Annotated in this window: 23 protein-coding genes; 18 read left to right on the forward strand and 5 right to left on the reverse strand. The window is 67.6% G+C overall.

The annotated features are described in order from the left end of the window. Positions 1–70: 70 nt before the first annotated feature. Positions 71–517: a helix-turn-helix domain-containing protein gene (locus ACP4J3_RS24570; protein WP_426537914.1), complete on the forward strand. Its 447-nt coding sequence runs from the start codon at positions 71–73 to the stop codon at positions 515–517. Positions 518–548: 31 nt separating this feature from the next. Here ACP4J3_RS24570 and ACP4J3_RS24575 read toward each other — a convergent pair whose 3' ends face one another. Both ACP4J3_RS24575 and ACP4J3_RS24580 read right to left on the reverse strand, forming a co-directional pair. Then, complete coding sequence (locus ACP4J3_RS24575; RefSeq protein WP_426537918.1) at positions 549–932, reverse strand: DUF6093 family protein; 384 nt, start codon at positions 930–932, stop codon at positions 549–551. 22 nt (positions 933–954) lie between these two features. Next, positions 955–1,317, reverse strand: a complete 363-nt coding sequence (locus ACP4J3_RS24580; RefSeq protein WP_426537920.1) for a hypothetical protein — start codon at positions 1,315–1,317, stop codon at positions 955–957. Between the two features lie 103 nt (positions 1,318–1,420). On the opposite strand from ACP4J3_RS24580, the gene ACP4J3_RS24585 reads away from it, so the two are divergent. From ACP4J3_RS24585 to ACP4J3_RS24600, 4 genes are all read left to right on the forward strand, one after another. Further along, on the forward strand, positions 1,421–1,714 hold the full coding sequence (locus ACP4J3_RS24585; RefSeq protein ID WP_426537922.1) for a hypothetical protein: 294 nt from the start codon (positions 1,421–1,423) through the stop codon (positions 1,712–1,714). 282 nt (positions 1,715–1,996) lie between these two features. Then, positions 1,997–2,479 (forward strand): transposase, encoded by a 483-nt coding sequence (locus ACP4J3_RS24590; RefSeq protein WP_426537924.1) that lies wholly within the window; start codon positions 1,997–1,999, stop codon positions 2,477–2,479. A 415-nt stretch (positions 2,480–2,894) separates the two neighbouring features. Next, positions 2,895–3,041, forward strand: a complete 147-nt coding sequence (locus tag ACP4J3_RS24595) for a hypothetical protein (protein ID WP_426537926.1) — start codon at positions 2,895–2,897, stop codon at positions 3,039–3,041. An 846-nt stretch (positions 3,042–3,887) separates the two neighbouring features. Then, a complete protein-coding gene (locus tag ACP4J3_RS24600; RefSeq protein ID WP_426537928.1) occupies positions 3,888–4,178 on the forward strand; it encodes a hypothetical protein in 291 nt (96 codons plus the stop codon). Here the strand turns inward: ACP4J3_RS24600 and ACP4J3_RS24605 are convergent. Beyond that, complete coding sequence (locus ACP4J3_RS24605) at positions 4,124–4,444, reverse strand: DUF397 domain-containing protein (RefSeq protein WP_426537930.1); 321 nt, start codon at positions 4,442–4,444, stop codon at positions 4,124–4,126. The two genes, ACP4J3_RS24600 and ACP4J3_RS24605, sit on opposite strands and share 55 nt — an antisense overlap. Continuing rightward, the gene (locus ACP4J3_RS24610) at positions 4,441–5,322 is read right to left on the reverse strand and encodes a helix-turn-helix domain-containing protein (RefSeq protein ID WP_426537932.1); all 882 of its coding nucleotides are present in this window, start codon (positions 5,320–5,322) and stop codon (positions 4,441–4,443) included. The genes ACP4J3_RS24605 and ACP4J3_RS24610 overlap by 4 nt, the downstream gene beginning before the upstream one ends. A gap of 216 nt (positions 5,323–5,538) precedes the next feature. On the opposite strand from ACP4J3_RS24610, the gene ACP4J3_RS24615 reads away from it, so the two are divergent. Continuing rightward, complete coding sequence (locus tag ACP4J3_RS24615; protein WP_426537934.1) at positions 5,539–6,909, forward strand: hypothetical protein; 1,371 nt, start codon at positions 5,539–5,541, stop codon at positions 6,907–6,909. A 19-nt stretch (positions 6,910–6,928) separates the two neighbouring features. After that, complete coding sequence (locus ACP4J3_RS24620; protein ID WP_426537936.1) at positions 6,929–7,666, forward strand: 2'-5' RNA ligase family protein; 738 nt, start codon at positions 6,929–6,931, stop codon at positions 7,664–7,666. Between the two features lie 2 nt (positions 7,667–7,668). On the opposite strand, the gene ACP4J3_RS24625 is transcribed toward ACP4J3_RS24620, so the two are convergent. Next, entirely contained in the window at positions 7,669–8,199 is a 531-nt protein-coding gene (locus ACP4J3_RS24625; protein ID WP_426537938.1) for an ATP-binding protein, read from the reverse strand. Between the two features lie 241 nt (positions 8,200–8,440). Here ACP4J3_RS24625 and ACP4J3_RS24630 point away from each other — a divergent pair, with 241 nt between their 5' ends. From ACP4J3_RS24630 to ACP4J3_RS24680, 11 genes are all read left to right on the forward strand, one after another. Further along, positions 8,441–9,109 carry an HAD family hydrolase gene (locus ACP4J3_RS24630; protein ID WP_426537940.1) on the forward strand — a complete coding sequence of 223 codons (669 nt, stop codon included), beginning with the start codon at positions 8,441–8,443 and terminating at the stop codon, positions 9,107–9,109. Continuing rightward, positions 9,106–10,707 carry a hypothetical protein gene (locus ACP4J3_RS24635; RefSeq protein ID WP_426537942.1) on the forward strand — a complete coding sequence of 534 codons (1,602 nt, stop codon included), beginning with the start codon at positions 9,106–9,108 and terminating at the stop codon, positions 10,705–10,707. The genes ACP4J3_RS24630 and ACP4J3_RS24635 overlap by 4 nt, the downstream gene beginning before the upstream one ends. A gap of 77 nt (positions 10,708–10,784) precedes the next feature. Further along, positions 10,785–11,753, forward strand: a complete 969-nt coding sequence (locus ACP4J3_RS24640; protein WP_426537944.1) for a thymidylate synthase — start codon at positions 10,785–10,787, stop codon at positions 11,751–11,753. After that, positions 11,750–13,459, forward strand: coding sequence for a carbamoyltransferase family protein (locus ACP4J3_RS24645; RefSeq protein WP_426537946.1), 1,710 nt, complete (start codon positions 11,750–11,752; stop codon positions 13,457–13,459). Before ACP4J3_RS24640 ends, ACP4J3_RS24645 begins: the two co-directional genes overlap by 4 nt. Next, on the forward strand, positions 13,444–14,496 hold the full coding sequence (locus ACP4J3_RS24650) for a glycosyltransferase family protein (RefSeq protein WP_426537948.1): 1,053 nt from the start codon (positions 13,444–13,446) through the stop codon (positions 14,494–14,496). Before ACP4J3_RS24645 ends, ACP4J3_RS24650 begins: the two co-directional genes overlap by 16 nt. 30 nt (positions 14,497–14,526) lie before the next feature. Continuing rightward, positions 14,527–15,036 carry a topology modulation protein gene (locus tag ACP4J3_RS24655; RefSeq protein ID WP_426537950.1) on the forward strand — a complete coding sequence of 170 codons (510 nt, stop codon included), beginning with the start codon at positions 14,527–14,529 and terminating at the stop codon, positions 15,034–15,036. A gap of 40 nt (positions 15,037–15,076) precedes the next feature. Continuing rightward, positions 15,077–15,844: a phosphotransferase gene (locus ACP4J3_RS24660; protein WP_426537952.1), complete on the forward strand. Its 768-nt coding sequence runs from the start codon at positions 15,077–15,079 to the stop codon at positions 15,842–15,844. Continuing rightward, the gene (locus tag ACP4J3_RS24665; protein ID WP_426537954.1) at positions 15,835–16,824 is read left to right on the forward strand and encodes an NAD-dependent epimerase/dehydratase family protein; all 990 of its coding nucleotides are present in this window, start codon (positions 15,835–15,837) and stop codon (positions 16,822–16,824) included. Before ACP4J3_RS24660 ends, ACP4J3_RS24665 begins: the two co-directional genes overlap by 10 nt. After that, the gene (locus ACP4J3_RS24670; RefSeq protein ID WP_426537956.1) at positions 16,824–17,234 is read left to right on the forward strand and encodes a cytidylyltransferase domain-containing protein; all 411 of its coding nucleotides are present in this window, start codon (positions 16,824–16,826) and stop codon (positions 17,232–17,234) included. The genes ACP4J3_RS24665 and ACP4J3_RS24670 overlap by 1 nt, the downstream gene beginning before the upstream one ends. A 568-nt stretch (positions 17,235–17,802) precedes the next feature. Next, a complete protein-coding gene (locus tag ACP4J3_RS24675) occupies positions 17,803–18,267 on the forward strand; it encodes a hypothetical protein (RefSeq protein WP_426537958.1) in 465 nt (154 codons plus the stop codon). 531 nt (positions 18,268–18,798) lie between these two features. Further along, the gene (locus tag ACP4J3_RS24680) at positions 18,799–20,037 is read left to right on the forward strand and encodes an IS256 family transposase (protein ID WP_426537960.1); all 1,239 of its coding nucleotides are present in this window, start codon (positions 18,799–18,801) and stop codon (positions 20,035–20,037) included. The last annotated feature ends 530 nt before the right edge of the window (positions 20,038–20,567 follow it).

Below are 20,567 nucleotides of genomic sequence, written 5' to 3' on the forward strand. Positions count from 1 at the left end.
GAGGGCTCGCCTGCTGCTGTCAATGCTGGATGTAATGTGTCATTCTAGAGAATGACACTTAGGGGTGAGTGTGAGAGTCGAGGAAGCCGTCGGACGCCAGATCGCACGCCTTCGGGAAGCCAGGCGGATGTCACTCGCCGAGCTGGGCGAGGCATTGGGTCGGTATCTGGGCAAGCCGTGGAGCCGTCAGGCCGTGCATCAGGCCGAACGCGGCCGTCGCGCGTTCACGGCCACCGAGCTGACGGCCATCGCCCTGGCCCTCGACACATCGATCCCGGCCCTCTTCGTCGCCGATACGGGTAAGGAACCGATCGAGATGCCCGGCAGGACGGTCCCGCCCGAGGAGTACCGGGCGGTCCTCCTGCATGCGGACAAGGACACGCCTCTGGACGGCGTCGAGGAACTGATCGTGGCTCTGCACGACATCGAAGAGGTGCTGTCCAGGCCCACACTGGTCCGCCTGGCGAAGATCGGACGGGTGGCGGAGCAGGTCGCGCAGGGAACACACCACCCGTGACTCGGCGACGCCGCCATGGGTCCGCCCGCGGCTACTCGGCAAGATCCAGTCGTAGCACGCGGACAACGGAGTACGTGCCGACGCCGACGTCAGCCACGCGGAACCACCGACCGACGAGCTGCGGATCGCGCACAGAGCGGGAAACGCTCAGCACGTCGTCGACCGCCGCCGGCGGTGCGGTGAGAGGCAACAGCGCCTGATAAGCGGTCGGAGTGGGCAGCGCGGCGACCGCCCCATCCAGGGGTGGCACGAAGGAGAGCTGTCCTGTGCGCACGACCGCGCCGGGGCCTTCCCACAGCGGAGCCGCTGTCCCGTCGCCAGGCTTCAACTCCCCGGTGACCTCATCGAGTTTCTTACCAGAAGTACCGTCCACATGGCGCCACAGCCGGAGTTCGTCGTCGAGGAGCTTCTCCACCGCCCGGCGCACACCCGTAAGATCAAGAGCCACGAGCCCACTCCACCAACTGCCGCAGCACCGCCGCAGTGCCGCCGCCTGGCACGTTCTCCAGATCCATGCGGGCCAGTGCGGCGCGCTCCACCTCCAACGGGTCGAGCGCCTCCAAGAACGCCGCAGCGGCAGGGCCAGGATCGGGAGCCGCCCCGACCTCGACTCGTGCGAGCAGATCAAGCTCAGCCGGCCACGACTCGGTCGGCCTCAAGTGCAGTACGACGCGGGGTAGATCGTGCGGAGCGGTGTGCAGATCCACGGAGGCGACGTGCTCGCTCACGTCGCGCCCGTCGACGGCAACGGCATAGGAACGCCCGTCGAAGTGCAGCTGGAAACGGTTCGGTGTCGTCACCGGCGGAGCCTAATAGGCGGCTACCGTGCCGCGCCCCTCAAGTTTCCGAGGTACCGCACGGAGCCTCCGCGCAATGTCAGTGGTGTGACCTATCGTTCGAGCCATGGCACTCACGGACATCACCGCTTCAGCAGTCATGCAGGCAATCGAGGAGTTCGACAGACGGGGCCGCGACGCCTTTCTGGAGGCTCACGGCTTCGGGCGCGCCCACCGCTATCTCCTGGAGCACAACGGCAAGTTCTACGACTCCAAGGCGATCGTGGGCGTCGCCCATGGATATCTCCCAGGGCAGGAGGTGCTGGAGTCCAGCCAGTTCTCCGGCGGAGAAGGCCATGCGGTCTCTGCGCTCCGTGAACTGGGTTTCTCCGTGGTCGACGCAGATGCGGATGGGTCCTGAGAGTGCGGGATGTGGCGTTCTGTCGGTCTTGTCATCGCTCGATGGTGTGACGTTGGGGCATCACTGCCGGTCAGGAGGTCAGGGTTCGCTCTGGTTATGGCATGAGCATGCGCAAGCCGTTACCCGAGATGAGCAATGGAAGCTCGTCGAACCCGTGATCACGGCAGAAGGCCCGGCATCCGTCAGCCAGCGGGCATCAGGGGAAGTATGCGATGCGGGAGATCGAACGCGATCCTCTACCGGAACCGCACGGGTTGTCAGTGGGAGTTCCTGCCCCATGACATGCCCCCGCCCGGAGCGGTGAAGTACTACTTCTACCTCTGGCGTGACGAGGGCACCGACCAGGACGTTCACGACCTGCTGCGCTGGCAGTTGCGGGAGAAGCGGAAGCGATTAGCCGACCCGGGCCTGGTGGTCCTGGACACGCAGAGCGTCCACGCTTCCGTCGGAGTCCCGGCCGCGACGACGGGCCGGGATACCGCGAAAAGGGTGCCAGGCCGGAAGGGATGCCTGGCCGTAGACGTGTTGGGTCTCGTCATCGACTGCGTCGTCCTGCCCACCTCCGCGCACGAGAACACCGCCGGCATCGCCCTGCTGGACGGTGTCGCCGGGCAGTGCGACACGGTGACCAAGGCGCTGGTCGACCAGGGCTTCAAGGAGAAGGTCGTCGAGCACAGCAAGAACGTGGGCATCGACTCGTCGAGCGCAACCCCGCCGACCAGAGCTTCGTTGTGCAGGCCAGGCGGTGGATCGCGGAACAGGTGAACGGGATTCTGATGTTCTACCGGCGTCTCGTACGCGACTACGAACACCGGCCCGCCTCCTCCCGCTCCGCGTCCTGTGGGCGATGACTTCCGTCATGGCCCGTCGCCTCACCGGCGCCACCCTCCCCTCCTGGAGGACTGCATGAGCGAGAACCCGCAGATCGCAGTGGTGCTGGAATACGTGGAGACGCGTGAGCGGGAACTGGCGGACCAGGTGGCACACCTCCGGGTCCGCATCGAGGAACTCGCCGCTCAGCTCGGCGAGTTGGACGCGAAATGCGAGAACCTGCGCGTTACCCACAAGACGCTCCTGGCGCTGCCCGCCCCTGCTCCCGCCGAAGATCCGGACCGTCCCGCGATGCCTGACCACCTCGCCTACCAGCAGATTCTCGCTGCGTTCACCGCCCGGGCAGCCGATGCGGGCCCGCGCCCTGTGCCAGGCGCTCGACCTGCCGATCGTCCCGAAGAACACCGAGGGCATCCGCTCCAAGCTGAAGCGCCTGGTCGCCAGAGGCATCCTCACCGAACCGGAACCCGGCCTGTTCGTCCCGCCCGGCACCTGAACGGCACCGCGCCTCGATGGCCAGCAGCCTCACTCAAGCTCAACCACGAAAAGGACAACTACTCACGTTCCGCACTCTCAAAACTAGGGAGTTTCGTCACGACGAAACTCCCCTCGGAGTGATCAAGTGGGCGAAATGTCCACTTGCTCTGTCGGATTCAGACAGAACCTGACTGCGTTTCCTGTCGCTCTCCACATCCGGTGATCTGACTGAAAGTTGAGAGGGTGTTAGTCACGATACAGAGCGTCAGAAGGAGGTGATACCTCTGACGGGTAAGGGTTTTTGGCAGACGGTCCAGAAGGCGATCGAACGTGACAACTGGACCGTCCGCTTCATCGCGATCCTACTCACGATAGGCATGATGACCTTGGTCGCCGCACTGGCTTGGCGCGCCTGAGTGACGTAGGTCATCTGACAGGTGGGCTTTCGACGAAGCTCACCTGTCAGCCGTTCGTTCAATTTACACAATCGAGCAGGCTTCGCCGTTGTCCGCACTCCACAGAATCCAAGGGTGTTGATTGGTGATAGCTGCATGAAATCAGATGTTCAGTAAGGCTTCATGACAGAGGTCGCAGGAGGTGGATGGTGACTACTGGTTCAGAACGGGCGCTTGAGCCGGGGGATGGTTGTGAGTCTTGCGGTGCTCCAATCTCTTACTCTGGAAGAGGGCGCCGTCCCCGCTACTGCTCGAAAGCCTGCCGTCAGCGAGCGCATGTCATTCGTTCCGGGCGAGCTCAGCTCGATGACGGCGGCATGACGAGGCTGCCAGCCTACCTTCGTCCTGCTCTCCGCGGTGTGCTCCAGAGGGCGCTTCACCGACATGACGAGAGTGGGCAGGCAAAGGGGATGACGCCTGGAGACTACAAGCAGTTCGAGGAGGAGCTGGAGGAGCTGATCAGGCGTGCGATCCTCGGGATGCACGTCAAGCAGGAAGGCCTCCAGCGATTGGGGGTCGACGGGCGCCCGTGGCGCTTGGCGTTTCAGGAAGTCGATCGACAAGTGCAAGCTGGTGAACTGACACTTGACGACCGTGAGGTACTGGTCACGGATCTGGAAGCACTGCTAGAAAGCGTAAAGGGCCGTCAGTTCGAGCTGCCCCAGTACAACACTTCACTTGCTTCCATCCACGGGCAGTAGGGCTCTGCAGAGCCCTTCACGCCGCGCCTCCCGTGATCGATACCCTGGACAAACGCTGTGAATGACTCCGCGGCAATGATCAGCGCAGCCCCCTGGGGATCCTTGCTGTCGCGGATCGCGACTCCGGTGCACTCCACATCCGTGAGATCGGCGATCTCCACGCAGTCGTTCGCACCCCCGCTGTAAGAGCTCTTCCGCCACCGCGCGTCCGAGAGGTCGACGCCGTGCGGGAGGCTGTGCGGAACGGTCGTGCGGGGCTTGCTCACCGGTCGAGCTCCTTGCTGATCTGTGCGATGCGGGTGCGGGTCTCCGACGGTCCGAGGGCGCAGGCCCTCAACTGGTCGAAGATCTCGGTGTAGTTGTCCACGTCCTCCGCGGACTCCAGGTACACGGAGTTCTTGGGATTCTCCAGCCACACCAGATTCGGCGTGGGGTCGGGAAAGGTCAGGATGACGAAGGGACCGTACAGTCCGGGATGCGCTCCGAGTGAGAAGGGCAGCACCTGCACGGTGATGTTCGGCTGTTCGCTCGCCTCCACCAGCTTGCGCATCTGGTCTCGCATCACCTCGGTCGAACCGACCGTCCTGCGGAGCACGGCCTCGTCGAGGATCGCCCAGAGCTTGGCGGGCTGCTCGCCGCCCAGGCGGCTGTTCTGCCGCTCCATGCGGACCTTGACCAGGGACTCGACCTGCGGCGGGGACAGGTCCATCCGCATCTGGGAGATCACGGCACGCGCGTAGTCCTCGGTCTGGAGCAGGCCGGGGACCAGCATCGGTTGGTAGCTGGCGAGGTACGTCGCGCCGGCTTCCAACGCGAGGTAGCCGTCGTAGCGGGTCGCGGTCAGCACTGTTGAGTACTTCCGCCACCAGGGCTTCTGCTGCTCCTTGTCCGCCCGGACGAGGTCGAGTACATCGGCGCGCTGTGCCTCGTCCTCGACGCCGTACAGGTCCAGCAGGGCCCGCACGAGGATCGGCGTTGTGCCCCGCTCGCCGTTTTCGATGCGGCTCAGCGACCCCTGGTTGACCTCGAGAGGCTCGGCGACCTCGGTGAGGGTGAGTCCGGCCGCTTCACGCAACTCTTTCAGGCGGGCGGCGAGTTGTCGGCGGTACACGGACTGAGGGACCAGGCTCCTCTTCAAGGCCATGCCGGAAGTCTCTCCGCACAGCCGCCGTCTCTACAACCCAAGCGAGTCAACTTCGCAAGACATATTGCCTAGTTCATAGTGACGTCGGCATGCTGTCTGGGTCACAGCGCGCGCCCTCACCGCGTGTGCTGCAGCCGACCGATGGGCATCACGCCCTTCTCGCCATCGGCGTACGCCTCCGTGTCGGCTCCGCTCGCCGCACCAGGAGGGTGTGCCATGCCCCGGACGACGCTGTTCCGTCATCTGCTTCAACGACGGCATCTGACGACGTACGAAGCCTTCTCCCGGCAATTCGAGCGAGCCGCTGCCAGACTGGCGGACCTTGACGAGGATCCTCGTCTGGCGTCAGTCTGCATCTCGTCCCGCCAGTTCGATCGGTGGTACGGCGGGGAGTTACAGACGCTACCTCGCGGGGACGCCTGCCGCGTGCTGGAGCACATGCTGGGGAGATCCGCGTCCGAGCTGTTCTCCGATCCGGACGACCACAACCGCGGCGGCGACAGCGGGAGTCGCGGCGAGGAGTCCCGGACGCCCCGTCCTGAGTTCCAGAAGGCACAGGGCGGCTCTCCCTCGCGCGCTGACGACGAGAACCCGCTGGACATCATCTCCCGCACCCAGCAGCTCACCACCAGCAACGCCGACGAAACGACGCTGGCCTTCCTCGGTTCCTCCCTGGAAGGCGTCACGGCTCGCTACGAATTGGACGGACCGTACGTCCTCCGACCTCAGACCCGCCACCTACGGCAGCTCGCACACACCCTCCTCGACGGCCGCCAGCCGCCCCGCGCGCGCCGCGAACTGTTCCGCCTCGCCGCCCGTGCCTCCGGTCTGCTCGGCTACATGGCGGTGAACATGGGCGACTTCGCGCTCGCCGAGGCGTACTGCACAGAGACTCGCGAGCTCAGCCGCGAGATCGACGACTCGGAAACCGAGCTGTGGGCCAGCGGTACGCGCTCGTTCAGTCTCTACTACACGGGGCGGTACGCCGATGCCGACGCCTGCGCCGCTGCAGCCGTGGAGCGCGCACCACGTAGCTCCCAATCCATCCGGCTCCTCGCCAACGGGCGCGCCCGTGCGCTCGCGAAGATGGGGCGGCGGCAGGCGGCAGCCCGTACCATCGGGCAGGCGCTTGAGCTGTCGGAACTGCACGACGTCCCGGCCGGCATCACTGCCTGCATCTCCTTCGAGCCGTACGGACACGCCAGAACCCTGGCGAACGCGGTCACCGCCCACGTGTCGCTCGGCAATGTCGATCAAGTGCTGAGCGATGCCCAGCAGATCGACGATCTCGTCGAGCACTCCGACTCGGCGTGGAGCCGCTCGCTGGTGCGGCTCGACGTGTCCGCGGCCCTGCTGCAGCAGCCGTCCCCGGATCTCGATCACGCGATGTCGCTGGGCAGAGAAGCCCTCGTCCTGTGCGGCGACGCGCCGATCAGATCGGTGTGGCAACGCGCTCGGGACCTGTACGAGCAGGCCGGTCGATGGCGGAACCAGCCGAGCGTGCGCGAATATGGCGATGAGCTCCGGACCTGGAGCTCCCAGCCAGCAGCCCTGGCCATGTCGTCCTCGCAATCCAGGGCAGTGTGATGCCGAAGGAGCGCACAGCGTGCCCCTGCTCAGCGTCGATCCCGCCGCGTTTCCCGCCGAGCCTCCCGTTGATCTGGACGACCTCGCGTGCATCGCGGCCCACGACTGGGCGGCGTTCAACGAGCTGGAGGACATGACCGACCACTGGTCAAGGCCCGGCTGGCCCGACGGTGCCAGGGCGTACTACTGGATGCTGACCTTCCCCGACGCACCGGCGCTCGCCGACCTCGCCGTGACGTGTCAGAAGGAGCTGGCTCCGCTCGGCCTCGACCCCGTGCCGGCGGCGGACGGATTGCACATCACGCTCGCGCGAGTCGGGGGGCGGGATGACGTCACCTCGCGGCAGTTGAGCACGCTGTCCCGGACCACAGCACGTGAACTGCCCGATGCCTTCACCCTGCGTGCCATGCCACTCGCCGGTTCCCGAGGCGCCGTGCGCTTCTCGGTCGGTCCGTGGGGACCGCTCGTACGTCTGCACGCGGCCCTGTTGCACGCCGGCCGGAGTGAGGGAATCCCGTTCAAGAAGCCGACGGCGGTCTTCCGCCCTCATCTCAGCATCGCCTACAACAACCGGCGACGCCCGGCCGCCCCGGTCACGGCCGCCGTCGCGTCACTCCGGTCTCTGCCGGCCGTCGACATCGAGATCGCGTGCGTACAGCTCGTGGAGCTACGCCGCGATGACGCCGTGTACCGGTGGAACGTCCTGGAGAGCCTCCCGCTCACGGCAGTTGATCTCGTGGGACACGTGGGGGAGTAGCCCTACTCGGCCAGCAGGCCGATCTCAGCGACCACGGCCTTACCACCCAGGGTCGGCCAGACGAGCCACCTGGTCGTCAGCGCATCGACAAGGTGGAGACCTCGGCCGTCCTCGTGGAGTTCGGGGGACGTCGTGTCGTTGTGTGGACATCCTCGGACGGCGTCGGCGTCCCTTCCGCCGTCGTGGACCCACAGCACCGCCGTGTCCTCGTAGATGTCGAGTTCCATACGCGCGGGCCCACTGCGCGTATGCCGCAGCGCATTGGTGACCAGCTCGACGGCGACCAGCACCGCGTCATCGACCCGTGAGTCGGGAGCACGACCGCGCAGAGCTTCGCGCACCTGTTCGCGGGTGAGTACCAGCGGATCGTCGACGTCGCTCAGGGGCACCCGCCGGTGCACGACCTGACCGTCCGCGAATTCGTGCTTGGTGACACTGCCTGATCGGAACACCTTCATGTCTCGTTCCCGGTAGTCGCCGGTGGGCCTCACCAGCCTCGGGACGTCCAGGGCGCCTCGGTATGCCGCGGCCACGCCGTTTCCCCGCCTTCTGCCAGCGCCGCGATGGCGGCCGAACGGCGGAACAACGGCGTATCCCCGCGCCGCTCGCCCGGCGATCGTCTTCGTGGGCCGTTTCCACCCGTATGGGCCCCGCCCAGGTCGCTCGCCCGTGCCGCGACGAAAGCGGCCCGTCGAACCCCGCGTCGGTCGATCAGTCACTCCCCACCGGCCGGCGCGGGACCCAATCTGCCCGTTCACTTCCAGGAGGTCACGTGTGACCAGCAAGCACCTGCTCACGGCGAGCGCATCTCCTCCTGAGCTGATGCTCTTCGATCTGGACGGCGTCCTGTTCGACTCTCTGCCCGTGATGCGGTCCGCCTGGGAAACCCTCCAGGCAGAGCACGGAATCCAGGTCCCCTTCGAGTCGTACGCCCGGCACCTCGGCAGGCCCTTCGCGGACATCCTGACGCTGCTCGGCCTGGGCAACGACGCCGAAAGGCTCGTCGAGACGTACAACAGCGCGGCCACCCGTTTCGCCCATCTCGCGCGGCCGTTCACCGGAGTCGACGAGGCTCTGCGAGACATCACGGCGGCCGGCTGCCGACTCGGAGTCGTGACGTCGAAGTCCTCCGCCCGCGCGGTGACGATGCTGAACCGCCTCGACTCCCCGTTCTCCGTCCTGCGCACTCCGGATCACGGCCGCGGCAAGCCTTCCCCCGACACCTTGCTGCTGGCACTCGTCGACACGAGGACCGATCCCGGGAACGCCCTGTACGTCGGTGACATGGCCGTTGACCAGGAGGCCGCTTGCCGAGCCGGCGTGCGGTACGTACACGCCGGGTGGGGGTACGGCTCGCCCACGGAGCCGCTGCCGTACCTCCTCAACAAGCCCGCCGAACTGGTCGGCCTGGTCCGCAGGGAGCGGGAGGCGGGCTCGGCATGAGCGGGGACACACTGGACCGCGACGTAGACGCGCTGATGCTCGCTCTGACGGAGGCGTACGGTGCCGCTGCGGTCACCCCTGGCGGAGTGAGTTGGCTCCGGGTGCACCACGTCCCGGTCCGCCGGCTGATCACTCGCCTCGTGAGGCGCCTGTGGGTGACCGGGGAGTCCGTGCCACCCGCCGACGGGCCCGAGTCCTTCGTCGTGGGCCGTGACAGCGCCGCGATCGGCTACGTCTCGTACGACGTGACCGACGCGGGTGTCGCATACGTGCTGGGGCGTCAGCATGAGGAGCCACAGCCCGCGCCGCGGAACCCTCACCCCGAGGACGCGGAACCGCCGTCACACATCTCGAACACGCCGGTGTGCGCGACCTCCTGGTCGTCCCGGCACGCCGCAACCCTGGTCCCGGTGCTCGTCGAACTGGCGCGCCGGGGGGTCTCCAGCACGGTCGTGGACGCGTCGACCGAGCCGGAGCAACGCTTCCCCGAGCCGCTGGCACCAGGCATCACCGTGCTGCGGCTTCCCGACTCGATCTTCGCCCGTGAAGGCGAGCCACCGCTTCCGTGGGGTGCCTCGCTCTCGGACGGCTCGTGCGCGACGGTCGGCGGGCACGAAATCCACCTCGGCCGTCTGGCCCGACTCGCCTCGTACGTGCTCGTGTGCAGCGCCGGATGTACCCAGCCGTCCTGGGCGGCGGTCCTCGGAGCCGAGCAGTGGCTTGACGGAGTTCTCGCCCGGCTCCGGCCCGGCGTACTGCTGTGCAGCAACGACACCAGCCCGCTCGGCATCCTGGCCGTCGACACGGCCGAACGCCGGGGTGCGGAGACCGTGTACGTCCAGCACGGCGCCTGGATCGGGTCGCAGGTCGGATGGCGGGCACAGCACTGCCGCCACATCGCCGTCATGGGTGCACGCGACGTGCGTGTCGCGCACGCCTGGACGCGCCGCGCCGACGCCCGTACGCACATTGTCGGGCAGCCCCGCTTCGATGCTCTCGTCGGCGTCGACCGAGCCCGGCACAGCGCGTACCTGTGGGGCCTGCTGACGGAACAGGAGGGCGCCGGGCCATCGAGGATCGCGGTCTGGTCCTGCCAGCCGTTCAGCGAACAGCGGCTCGCCGGGCAGTTCGACGTGATCGCCGAAGGGCTTCGAAGCACATCTCACCGTTGGGGGCTGGTCATTGCTCCGCATCCCGCGCAGAGCCTGTCCGCCTTCACCCCGCTCCTCGACTCGGCCAAGGACATCACGGTCGCAGTGGCCGCCCCGGAGGTGGGCGCCCGCGGCTGCCTGGCCGGCGCGGACGCACTGATCAGCGCGTCGTCCACCTGCGGCATCGAGGCATTGCTGCTCGACATCCCCGTGCTGGAACTGACCCTGCCCGCCACCCCCACCCTCGAACTCGCCGAGTACGGAGCCGCGCAGCGCTGTTCCTCCGGCGCCGAGATCACCGTCGCCCTCTCGCGCATCGACCGGACGCCGGCCACCGTCCGGATCCCCGACGCGGCCAGGGAGTCGATCTGCCACTGGGACGGTCACAGCGCCGCCGCCGTAGCCGACCTGGTCGTCAGAGCACTGGCCGAGAGCAGCGCCTCATGACGCGGCAATGCATACCGGAACAGACCACCGATGACCATGAGCCCCCACCCCGGACCCGCAACAGAAAGGGCGGACCAGTGACCATCTCGTTCGAGGGCGACAGCGCCTCCTGGCTCTTCGCCGAGGCCGTACGCGAGACCGCCGACCGAGGACGCCAGGTCAGCCCCCGATCCATGCCGACCCGGGAACTCCTCGGCGTACACCTCGTCCTGACCAGGCCGCGTGCCCGGCTGCTGCACCTGCCGCCGGCCCGGATCCTCAACCCCGCCTTCGCCATCGCCGAAACCGTCTGGCACCTGCTCGGCACGGACGCGCCCTGGATCTTCGACTACAACGGCCAGTTGCGTCAGTACGCGGACGACGGGGTGCTGCGCGGCGCGTACGGCCCGAGGATGCGCCGCTGGGGCGGCCACCTCGACCAACTCGCGCAGGTGGTCGAGACCCTCCGCCAGGACCCCGACTCACGACGTGCGGTGATCCAGCTGTACGACCCGGCCCGTGACGCCTCGGGCCACCGCGACGTGCCCTGCACGCTCGGCTTCCGCTTCCAACTGCGCCAGGGGCGGCTGCACATGTCGACCACGATGCGCAGTCAGGACGTGTGGGTGGGGTTCCCGTACGACCTGTTCTTCGCCACCGTGCTGCAGGAACTGGTCGCGGGGTGGTTGGGCGCCGAGCTCGGCGAGTACCACCACCACGTCGACTCGCTGCACCTCTACGAACGAGACGTCTCCGCCGCCGTGGCACTTCCGCTCACCCAGACCGGCTCGGACACCGAGATGCCCGAACTCGCCACCCCTTGGGAGGACTTCGACGAGCTCCTCGGCCAGGTCCGGCGAGGCGGGACCCTGGCCGGACGGACGGCCTGGGGCCAGATGGCGGCGGCGATGCACAGCTACCGACTGTGGAAGGGCGGTGAGCTGGAGCGTGCGGAGTCCGTCGCCCGGGAGGTGCCGGGACCGCTCGGTACCGCGTTGGTCGACTGGTACGCCCATCTGCGCGCCCGCAGGAACCAGCGCCTCGCAACCGCCGGGGCGGGCCGATGAACGCCGTGCTCGGTCTCTGCTCGTACACCCATGACTCGTCGGCCGCACTGATCGTCGACGGCCGTCTCGTCGGCTTCGTCGAGGAGGAACGGCTCTGCCAGGTGAAGCACACCAAGGCGTACCCGGAACTCGCCGTCGACTGGCTGCTGCGGGAGGCCGGACTCCGACCGGAGGAGATCGACGCGGTCGCGTACAACTTCTCAGCCGGGCACTACTTGCGGGCGATGCCGCGTACCGCAGCACTCCTGCTCTCCCGGGACACGCGCGGCCGGGCACTCCCGCGCGCCCTGGGCTTCACCACGGTCGCACTGCGCACGATGGCGCGCCGGAAGGCTCTGGCCGGGAAGTTCCCGCGCGCCCGGCTCCGCACGCTTGTCCACCACAAGGCCCACCAGATGTACGCCTTCGCAGCCTCCGGCTTCGAGGAGGCGGCCGTCCTGGTGGTGGACAGCCTCGGCGAGACCCAGACCACGACCATCGCGCACGGCCGGCAACCGCAGCGCGGTCGCCCCGCGCTGCGCTCCCTCCACGCGATCGACGACCCGGCATCGCTGGGCTACATGTACGGCGCGGTCACCATGCACCTCGGCTGGCGGCGCGGTGACGAGGAGGGCACGGTGATGGCGCTGGCCGCGCTCGGAGACCCGGCCCGTTTCCGTCCCTTGTTCGCGCGAGCCGTACGGACGACGCACAGCGGCTTCGTCGTCGCCCCGGACTTGTTCCCGCCAAGGACCCTGCGGAGTGGAGCGGCCCGTGTGACACCGCGGTTCGTCGCGGCGACGTGTCCTCCCCGCCGGTCGGATGAGCCGGTCGAGCAGGTCCACCGGGATCTGGCCGCCGCGCTCCAGGAGCGCACGGAGGCAGTACTCCTTCATCTCGCCCGTCTGGCAAGGCAGTCGACCAGCTCCTCTCGCCTCTGCGTGGGCGGCGGAGTGGCGGCCAACTGCGTCGGTATCGGGCGGATAGTCGAGGAGGGCGTCTTCGAGGAGGTCTTCGTACCACCTGCGCCGGGTGACTCCGGAACGGCCATCGGTGCCGCAGCGGCCGTACACCTGGCCAGCGCTCCACAGCCATTGGCGGGTGTAGAGGGCGCGTGCTACCTCGGCCCTTCCTGGCCGCCCCCGGTCGTCGCCTGGACCCATAGGCCGAGGCTCCAGGTGGAGCACCTCGGCTCCGACCGGGCGGAGTTCCTCGCCGACCGGCTTGCGGAGGGACAGATCGTCGGGCTCTTCCAGGGGCGAGTGGAAGCAGGCCCTCGGGCACTCGGCAACCGCTCCATCCTGGCGTCGCCGCTGAGCCGGGGCGTCGTGGAGCGGCTGAACGCGACGGTGAAGTTCCGCGAACCGTTCCGCCCCTTCGCGCCGGTCGTTCCGGAGGAGCGCGCGGCCGAGTACTTCACGCTCGGCCAGGCCGCACCGTTCATGTCGATGGCGTCGCGAGTCACGGCGAAGGCCCGCGAACAGATCCCGGCGATCGTGCACGCCAACGGCACCGCCCGCGTACAGACGGTCAGGCCCGACGAGAATCCGCTGCTGCACTCCGTACTGGACGCCTTCGCCCGGCGCACCGGCGTACCCGTGCTGATCAACACATCCCTCAACGTCAAGGGCAAGCCGATCTGCGGCACGCCGGACATGGCCCTGGACTGCCTGATCGAGTCCGGGCTCGACGGACTCCTCCTCGAGGACTGGTGGATGGCGAAGTGAGGATCGGCTACAGCTTCTGGGGTTTCCTCGGCCCCGGCATCACCGACACTCCCGACGGCGGACGCAGCCACCGCCGCCCCCTCATCGACGCGCTCGACGCCTCCGGCCACCGGATCGTCTTCCTCCAGCCGGACCGCGACCGCCTCGAAGCGAACGACCCACTCGGCTACGACTTCGACGCCGGGTTCCCCGAGATCGACGCCCTGTTCCTGGAGTGGCGCTGGCCGATCCCCGGCCGGAACACCACGGAGTGCGGCACCCCCGACCACACCTGCGACCTGCACCGCCAGGACGAACTCCTTAGCCACTACACGACGACCCACCGGATCCCCACGGTCATCTGGGACAAGGACCGCCGGCTCCCGGCCGACTCCGCATGGCGGCACCATCCCGGGGCCACCGTCTGCGAGGCGGCCCTGACCCCCTCACCCGGAGCCACCTCGCTGCTCTTCCCGGCCGCCGACGAGTGGCTCGACAGCGCCGACCCCAACGAGCTGGCCCGCGAGGATCGCCCCATCTCCCTCGCGTACGTCGGCAACCAGTACGACCGGGACGAGCCGTTCGACCGCTACTTCGCCCCGGCTGCCAAGCACGTGTCGCACGCCGTGGCGGGCAAGTGGCAGAACACCGCACGCTGGCCCCACCTCACCCTCCTCGGCCGCCTCGCCTTCCACGACGCGATGGCGCTCTACGAGAGATCACTGGCCACCGTCCTGCTCCTGCCCCGGCGCTACGCCCGAGCCGGGCAGATGACCCAGCGGATCTTCGAGGCGGTCCTGTCCGGCTGCCTGCCGCTCTGCCCCACGGAGATGCGTCACGCCGAGCGCTTCGTCCCGGCCCCGCTCCTCGTACGCAACGGCGCGGACGTCATGCGCACGCTGCACTGGCTCCGCACCGGCACCGACACCGAGACCCGCGCCCGCCTGCTCGCGGACTGCGTGTCCCGCCTCGAACCATTCCGTCTGAGCAGGCAGATCCAGGTGCTCAACGGCCTCCTGGACCCCCTCGCACGCGCCCTCACCGGAGCGACCCGATGAACCCACGCCTCACCCCTACCCTGGAGCACCATGAAGAGGGTCGCCATCGTCGGCTGCGGAGGCAGCGGAAAGTCGCACGTCGCCCGGGAGCTGGGCCATCGGCTCGATGCCCCGGTGACACACCTGGACGCGGTGTACTACGACGACGAGTGGAACGAGCTTCCGAAGGACAAGTTCGCCGAGCTGCAGCGCGACCTGGTGGCCGCCCCGCGCTGGGTGATCGACGGCAACTACAACTCGACGCTCCAGATCCGGCTGGAGGCGTGCGACACCGTCGTCTTCATGGACATGCCCACCCTGACCTGCCTGTGGGGCGTGCTCTCCCGCCAGCTCCGCCACGGCCACGGCCAGAACAAGGGCAACGGAATCTACAACCGCATCCACATGGGCGTGATCCGCTACGTCCTCTCGTACCGCCGCAAGATGCGCCCGCGCGTACTGGCGAAGATCGACGATCACGCCCGCGACCACGCGCAGGTCGTCATCCTGACCAGCCGCCGCCACGCGCGGCGTTGGCTCGACGAGACGACGGCCACGTAGCCACCACGGCCGGCCTCCCCTCCGCCCGATCGGTCCGCTCATGAACAAGCGGACCTTCACCAAGACCTACGCCACCGAGCCGCAGCGCGTAACGGCCCAGCGCAACCACGAGTGGCTCAGCCGCCACGCCGACCCGATGATCCTGCCCCCGATCACCGGAGTCCGGTGGAACACGCTGTCGTTCGCACACATAGAGGGCCGCCACGCGCAGCCACGCGACCTTGAGCGCATCGCGGAGCACCTGGGCGCCTGCCACGGGGCGGCATGGCGCAGCACCCTCCACAAGGCCCGCCTGACGAAGGCACACGTGTCGGACGGCCACGTTCTCCCCGGCTTCCTGGGCCCTCGCGCCGCCGCCCTGGGCCGACGCTTCCGCGCGGGCCACATCACCACGGCCCAAACTCTGGACGACGTCCTGGCCTGCCTCCACCGCGCGGCAGACGGCCCCGCCGCTTTCTACAAGGACACCAACCCGCGCAACATCCTGATCACCCCGTCCGGCCCGCCGGTCACCATCGACACCGACGACCTCTCCCTCGCCCCGTTCGGCTATGACCTGGCGAAGCTGGTCGTCACCTTGTCCATGACGTACGGCCCCTTCACCGTCGACAGGATCGGCCGAGCACTCACCGCGTACAACACAGCCGCCGCCACGCACCACCCCCGACTGGGCCAGGCCACCCTCGCCCAGTTCATGGAGCACGCCGACCTCCACGGCATCTTCACGGCGCCCTACCTCGGCCGCGGCGGCTACCGCCGGCCTTGGACGCGCGTACGGCCGACACCTGGGAGAGAGACATGCAGTTGACCCACGACCCCACGGACCTCTCCACCGCACACCGACTCCGTCGCGTCGTCGTCACGGGCGCGGCCGGCTTCATCGGCTCGCACCTCAGCCGTGCACTCCTGGAGGCGGGCACCACCGTGGTCGGCGTCGATCGCCGGCACCCGCAGCGAGATCCTCTGGCCGCCGCGAACCTCGCCGAGCTCACCTCGTTCCCGAACTTCGTCCCGCTCACCGCGGACCTGACGACCTGCGCCCTGGACCCGGTCCTGCTCGACGCCGACGCCGTCTTTCACCTCGCCGCGATCCCCGGTGTACGTCCCTCCTGGGGCCCCAAATTCGACTCGTACGTCGCCGCGAACATCCAGACGGTTCAGCGGATCATGACCGCGGCAACCCGCCTCCACATAAGACGCGTGGTCCTCGCGTCCTCGTCCAGCGTGTACGGCGCGACCGACGGCTCCCCGAGCCGCGAGACCGACCGCCCTGCCCCGCTCTCGCCCTACGCCGTCAGCAAGCTCGCCGCCGAGCACCTGTGCCTGGCCCACGCGGCCCGCCCCGGCACAGCAACGGAGGCCATCGCGCTCCGCTACTTCACCGTGTACGGCCCACGCCAACGCCCCGACATGCTCATCCACCGGGTCCTGACCGCAACCCTCGGCCAGACCTCGCTCTCCATCTTCGGCAACGGCCTGCAGCAGCGGGACTTCACGTACGTCGACGACGCCGTACGCGCCACCATCGCGGCCGCCGTCGCCCCCGTGGCCAGCACGGTGATCAACGTGGGCGCGGGATCCAGCAACACCATCACCGACGTCCTCAATATCGCCCACCAACTCACCGGCCGCCCCGTCCCCGCCCTACGCTCCGCAGCCGCCGCCGGCGACGTCCCGGCCACTCTCGCCGACATCACCCAGGCCCGCGACCTCCTCGGCTGGAAGCCGGAGGTTGCCCTGATCGACGGCATGGACCGCCAACTCCGCCACCTGAAGGAATCCGGCTGATGCCCCGCGTCGTAGCCGTCATCCCCTGCCGCTACGCCTCCACCCGCTTCCCCGGCAAGCCCCTCGCCCGGCTGGCCGGCATGCCGCTGCTGTGGCACGTCCACCAGCAGTGCCTCAAGGCCCAGCACGTCGACGAGGCCGTCGTCGCCACCGACGACGACCGGATAGCCGACGCCTGCACGCAGCTCGGCATCCCTCACCAGATGGCCGGCGAGCACCCCACTGGCACGGATCGTGTGGCCGAGTGCGCCGAATCCCTGGACGCCGACGTGATCGTCAACGTCCAGGGAGACGAGCCCTTCATCTCACCTGCCGCCATCGACGCCGTCATCGCGGTTCTTCCAACTGTGATGGTGGGGCGCCGGGTCGCGTTCAGGGCCGTTCACCTGGGTACATGGGCGGCTAGCTGAGGGGGCGGCGACCAGTTGCGGCCCCGTGCGAACGGCCGCGAACGGAGCTGAATGAGACGGGGGGCAATCGGCGCATCTCATCGACGGCATGCCTTCGGGTTTGGCATGCAGTTCGAGGTGCACGTCCGGAAGCGTAGGGTCCGATGACTCTCAGTAAAGAGTTGTCAACGACAAGCCTTCTCGCTAAAGTGTTGTCATTGCCAACAGAAAAAGGGAGGCAGATGGCGGCAGACCGGATGGACCAGCTCCTTGAGGCCCTCAAGTCGCAGGGTTTCAAGGCTGTCCAGACCCAGAGTGGGGACTGGACCATCAGTCGAGACCGAGACGGAAGCTGGATCTGCCTCGCGGCCCCCGCGACCCCAAGAGATCTGATCGACTTCCTTAACGCGCTCAAGCGGTTCGGCCTCGTCTTCCCACCGGAAGACGACCAAGACGACGACTGATGGCGTCCGGAGGGCTCTCGGCGGGGGAGCCCTCCGGGGGTCCATGCACCTGTGGCCTCGTCGACCAATGGCAATACCTACCGGGAGGTTCCCGGCGACAAGGAAAGAAGGAGAAGGGACACGCATTGCGATGGTACGCACGCGTCACGGTGGCGGGGGTCGCCACTGACCCTACAGAGGATCAGCTCGCCTACCTCATGACAAAGCTGAGGAGCGTCACCCGCGACAAGGTGATGGAGACCCTTACTCTGGCATGGGAGATCAACGAGTTGTCACTGGCGGATGCAGTAACCGAAGCCGTCAGTCAAGCCGAGAAGATGCTCACTGAGGCAGGACTGCTCGCACGCATCGTGGATGTGCGGGTAGGCGACGAGGACACTTCGACTGAGATCGACGACCTCCTGGGGTACGCCGAGATCGCCATCGTCCTAGGCGTCAGCCGACAGCGAGCAGCCCAACTAGCCAAGAAACACAAGGACTTTCCTAGTCCAGTAGCAGCCTTGGCTGGCCGCCCTCTTTACACGCCTGCCTCTATTGCGCGGTTCGCCGAGCGGTGGGAGCGGAAAACGGGACGGCCATCTGCGGCGTGACAATCCAGAGGGCCTCGTTCACCTGCCAGGGAACGAGGCCCTCGAATTTTCGACCCCTCAGCGCCGGCAGCCTCCGGAACTCAGATCGGCGAGCGTGTGCCTCGCTGCACTCTCTGGCCCTAGCCATGCTGCCCGATGTTGTGTGGTCGACCGGAGCGGGCGCGATCACGGCTTCAGAGCCCTCAGCTTGGGAAGCTGCGGCTCTTTGTGGCCGGGTCGGTCGCTGAACTGGGCAAACGGCCGGGGAGATGTCCCTTCGCGCTTGGCTGTCTTCACCGCGATTCCCCGCTGTTCCCCGCCCGATCTGGTGCGGTTGTGGTGCGTCCGTGTGTCATCCCGGCTTCGTCCATGCCCATAGCTTCTGCGCCCTCTAGTGCCTCATCAGCGCGGTGATCCGGGTTGCGTACAGGGGAATGGTGTACGGGTTCGACCTGATCCGGGGGTTTGCTCCGGCATCGGGATGAGGCCCGCATAGACGAACGGCCACCGGCTGATCTTCGAAGTGTCGAAGCCTCGAAGGAGATCAGCACGATGACCGCACCCGACAGTCTGCCCCTGCACGCCCTCACCGAGAACAACCTCGCCGCGGCGAGTCCCGATCTGCTGCGCGCGATGGTCAAGACGTTCGCAGACGCGCTCATGTCCGCCGAGGCCGACGCCCTCTGCAACGCTGAATACGGGCAGGTCAGCGACGAGAGGGTCAACCACCGCAATGGCTATCGCTCGCGCGAGTGGGACACCCGCGCAGGCACCGTCGAACTCGCCATCCCCAAGCTGCGCCAAGGCAGTTACTTCCCGCACTGGCTGCTGGAGCGACGCCGCCGGGCCGAGCAGGCCCTCATCTCGGTGGTCGCCACCGCCTACCTGCTCGGCGTCAGCACGCGTCGTGTCGAGAAGTTCGCCGAGTCCCTCGGTGTCACCCAGTTGTCGAAGTCCCAGGTCAGCGCGATGGCCAAGCACCTCGACGAGCAGGTCACCGCCTTCCGCAACCGGCCCCTGGACGCCGGCCCCTACGCGTTCGTCTGGGTGGATGCGCTGACCCAGAAGGTCCGCGAAGGCGGCCGGATCATCAACGTCCACGCGCTGATCGCGGTCGGCGTCAACGCCGACGGACACCGCGAGATCCTCGGCCTGGACGTGGCCACCGCCGAGGACGGAGCCGGCTGGCTGGCCTTCCTGCGCTCACTGATCGCCCGCGGCCTGTCCGGCGTCCAGCTGGTCATCTCCGACGCCCACGCCGGCCTGGTCGATGCCATCGGCGCGGTTCTGCCCGGCGCTTCCTGGCAGCGCTGCCGCACGCACTACGCCCGCGCCCTGCTGAGCCAGGTCCCCAAGTCGGCCCAGCCCTGGGTGGCCACCCTGCTGCGGACCATCTTCGAACAACCCGACACCGACGCCGTCCAGGCCCAGATGCGGCACGTCCTCGATGCCCTGGAAGCCAAGTTCCCCAAAGCAGCGGCTCACTTGGACGCCGCTCAGAGCGACGTGCTGGCGTTCACCGCGTTCCCACGCGAGATCTGGCGGCAGATCTGGTCGAACAACCCGCAGGAACGCCTCAACAAGGAAATCCGCCGCCGCACCGACGTGGTCGGCATCTTCCCCGACCGCACCGCCCTGATCCGCCTGATCGGCGCGGTCCTGGCCGAACAGAACGACGAGTGGACCGAGGCCCGCCGCTACATGGGACTCGACCTGCTCGCCAAGGCCCGACTCCACCCGATCGAGTCAGAAACCGACGAGACCATCCTCCCGACCGAACTCACCGCATAGCCTCAAAACGAGATCACCGAGTGGCCGTCGATACACCACTCCAGCGGACGTGACCGTGATCCGTACAGGGTTCGCCGGGCCCCAGAGAGCGTCTGCGCACGGCTCCGGAGGCCTTCGCTTTCCAGCAAGAAGCTGCTGGTCATCCCCTGATGCAGACACTTGCTGCGCCACTTGAGTCCACAACTGATCCAGAGCGCAACTGTCCCACAGTGGAGTCCTCATGCGGCTACTTCGCACCTGACCTTGCGAAGGTGCTTCCTGGGTAGCGGCATACGCATCAGGCCCTCGTCAGCCGGGGACCACGGTGAGTCAGAATGCGCCGAGAGTCAGTGAGATCGCGCTGACAATCCCTTTGCTACTCGGCGCATGTTCCGAAAACGTCACGGAGCAAACGACTTCCAGCGAGTGAAGTCGAGAGGACCGCGTACTCTCTTCCCTGGGTCGATCCCGACGCTGACCATGCCTCGCATGTAGGTGTACGCGTCGTGGCGAGATATGCGGCCGTCTCGGACGTCTGACGCGAGGATGTC

It is taken from the genome of Streptomyces sp. UG1, from assembly GCF_049974585.1.
GTDB lineage: Bacteria > Actinomycetota > Actinomycetes > Streptomycetales > Streptomycetaceae > Streptomyces.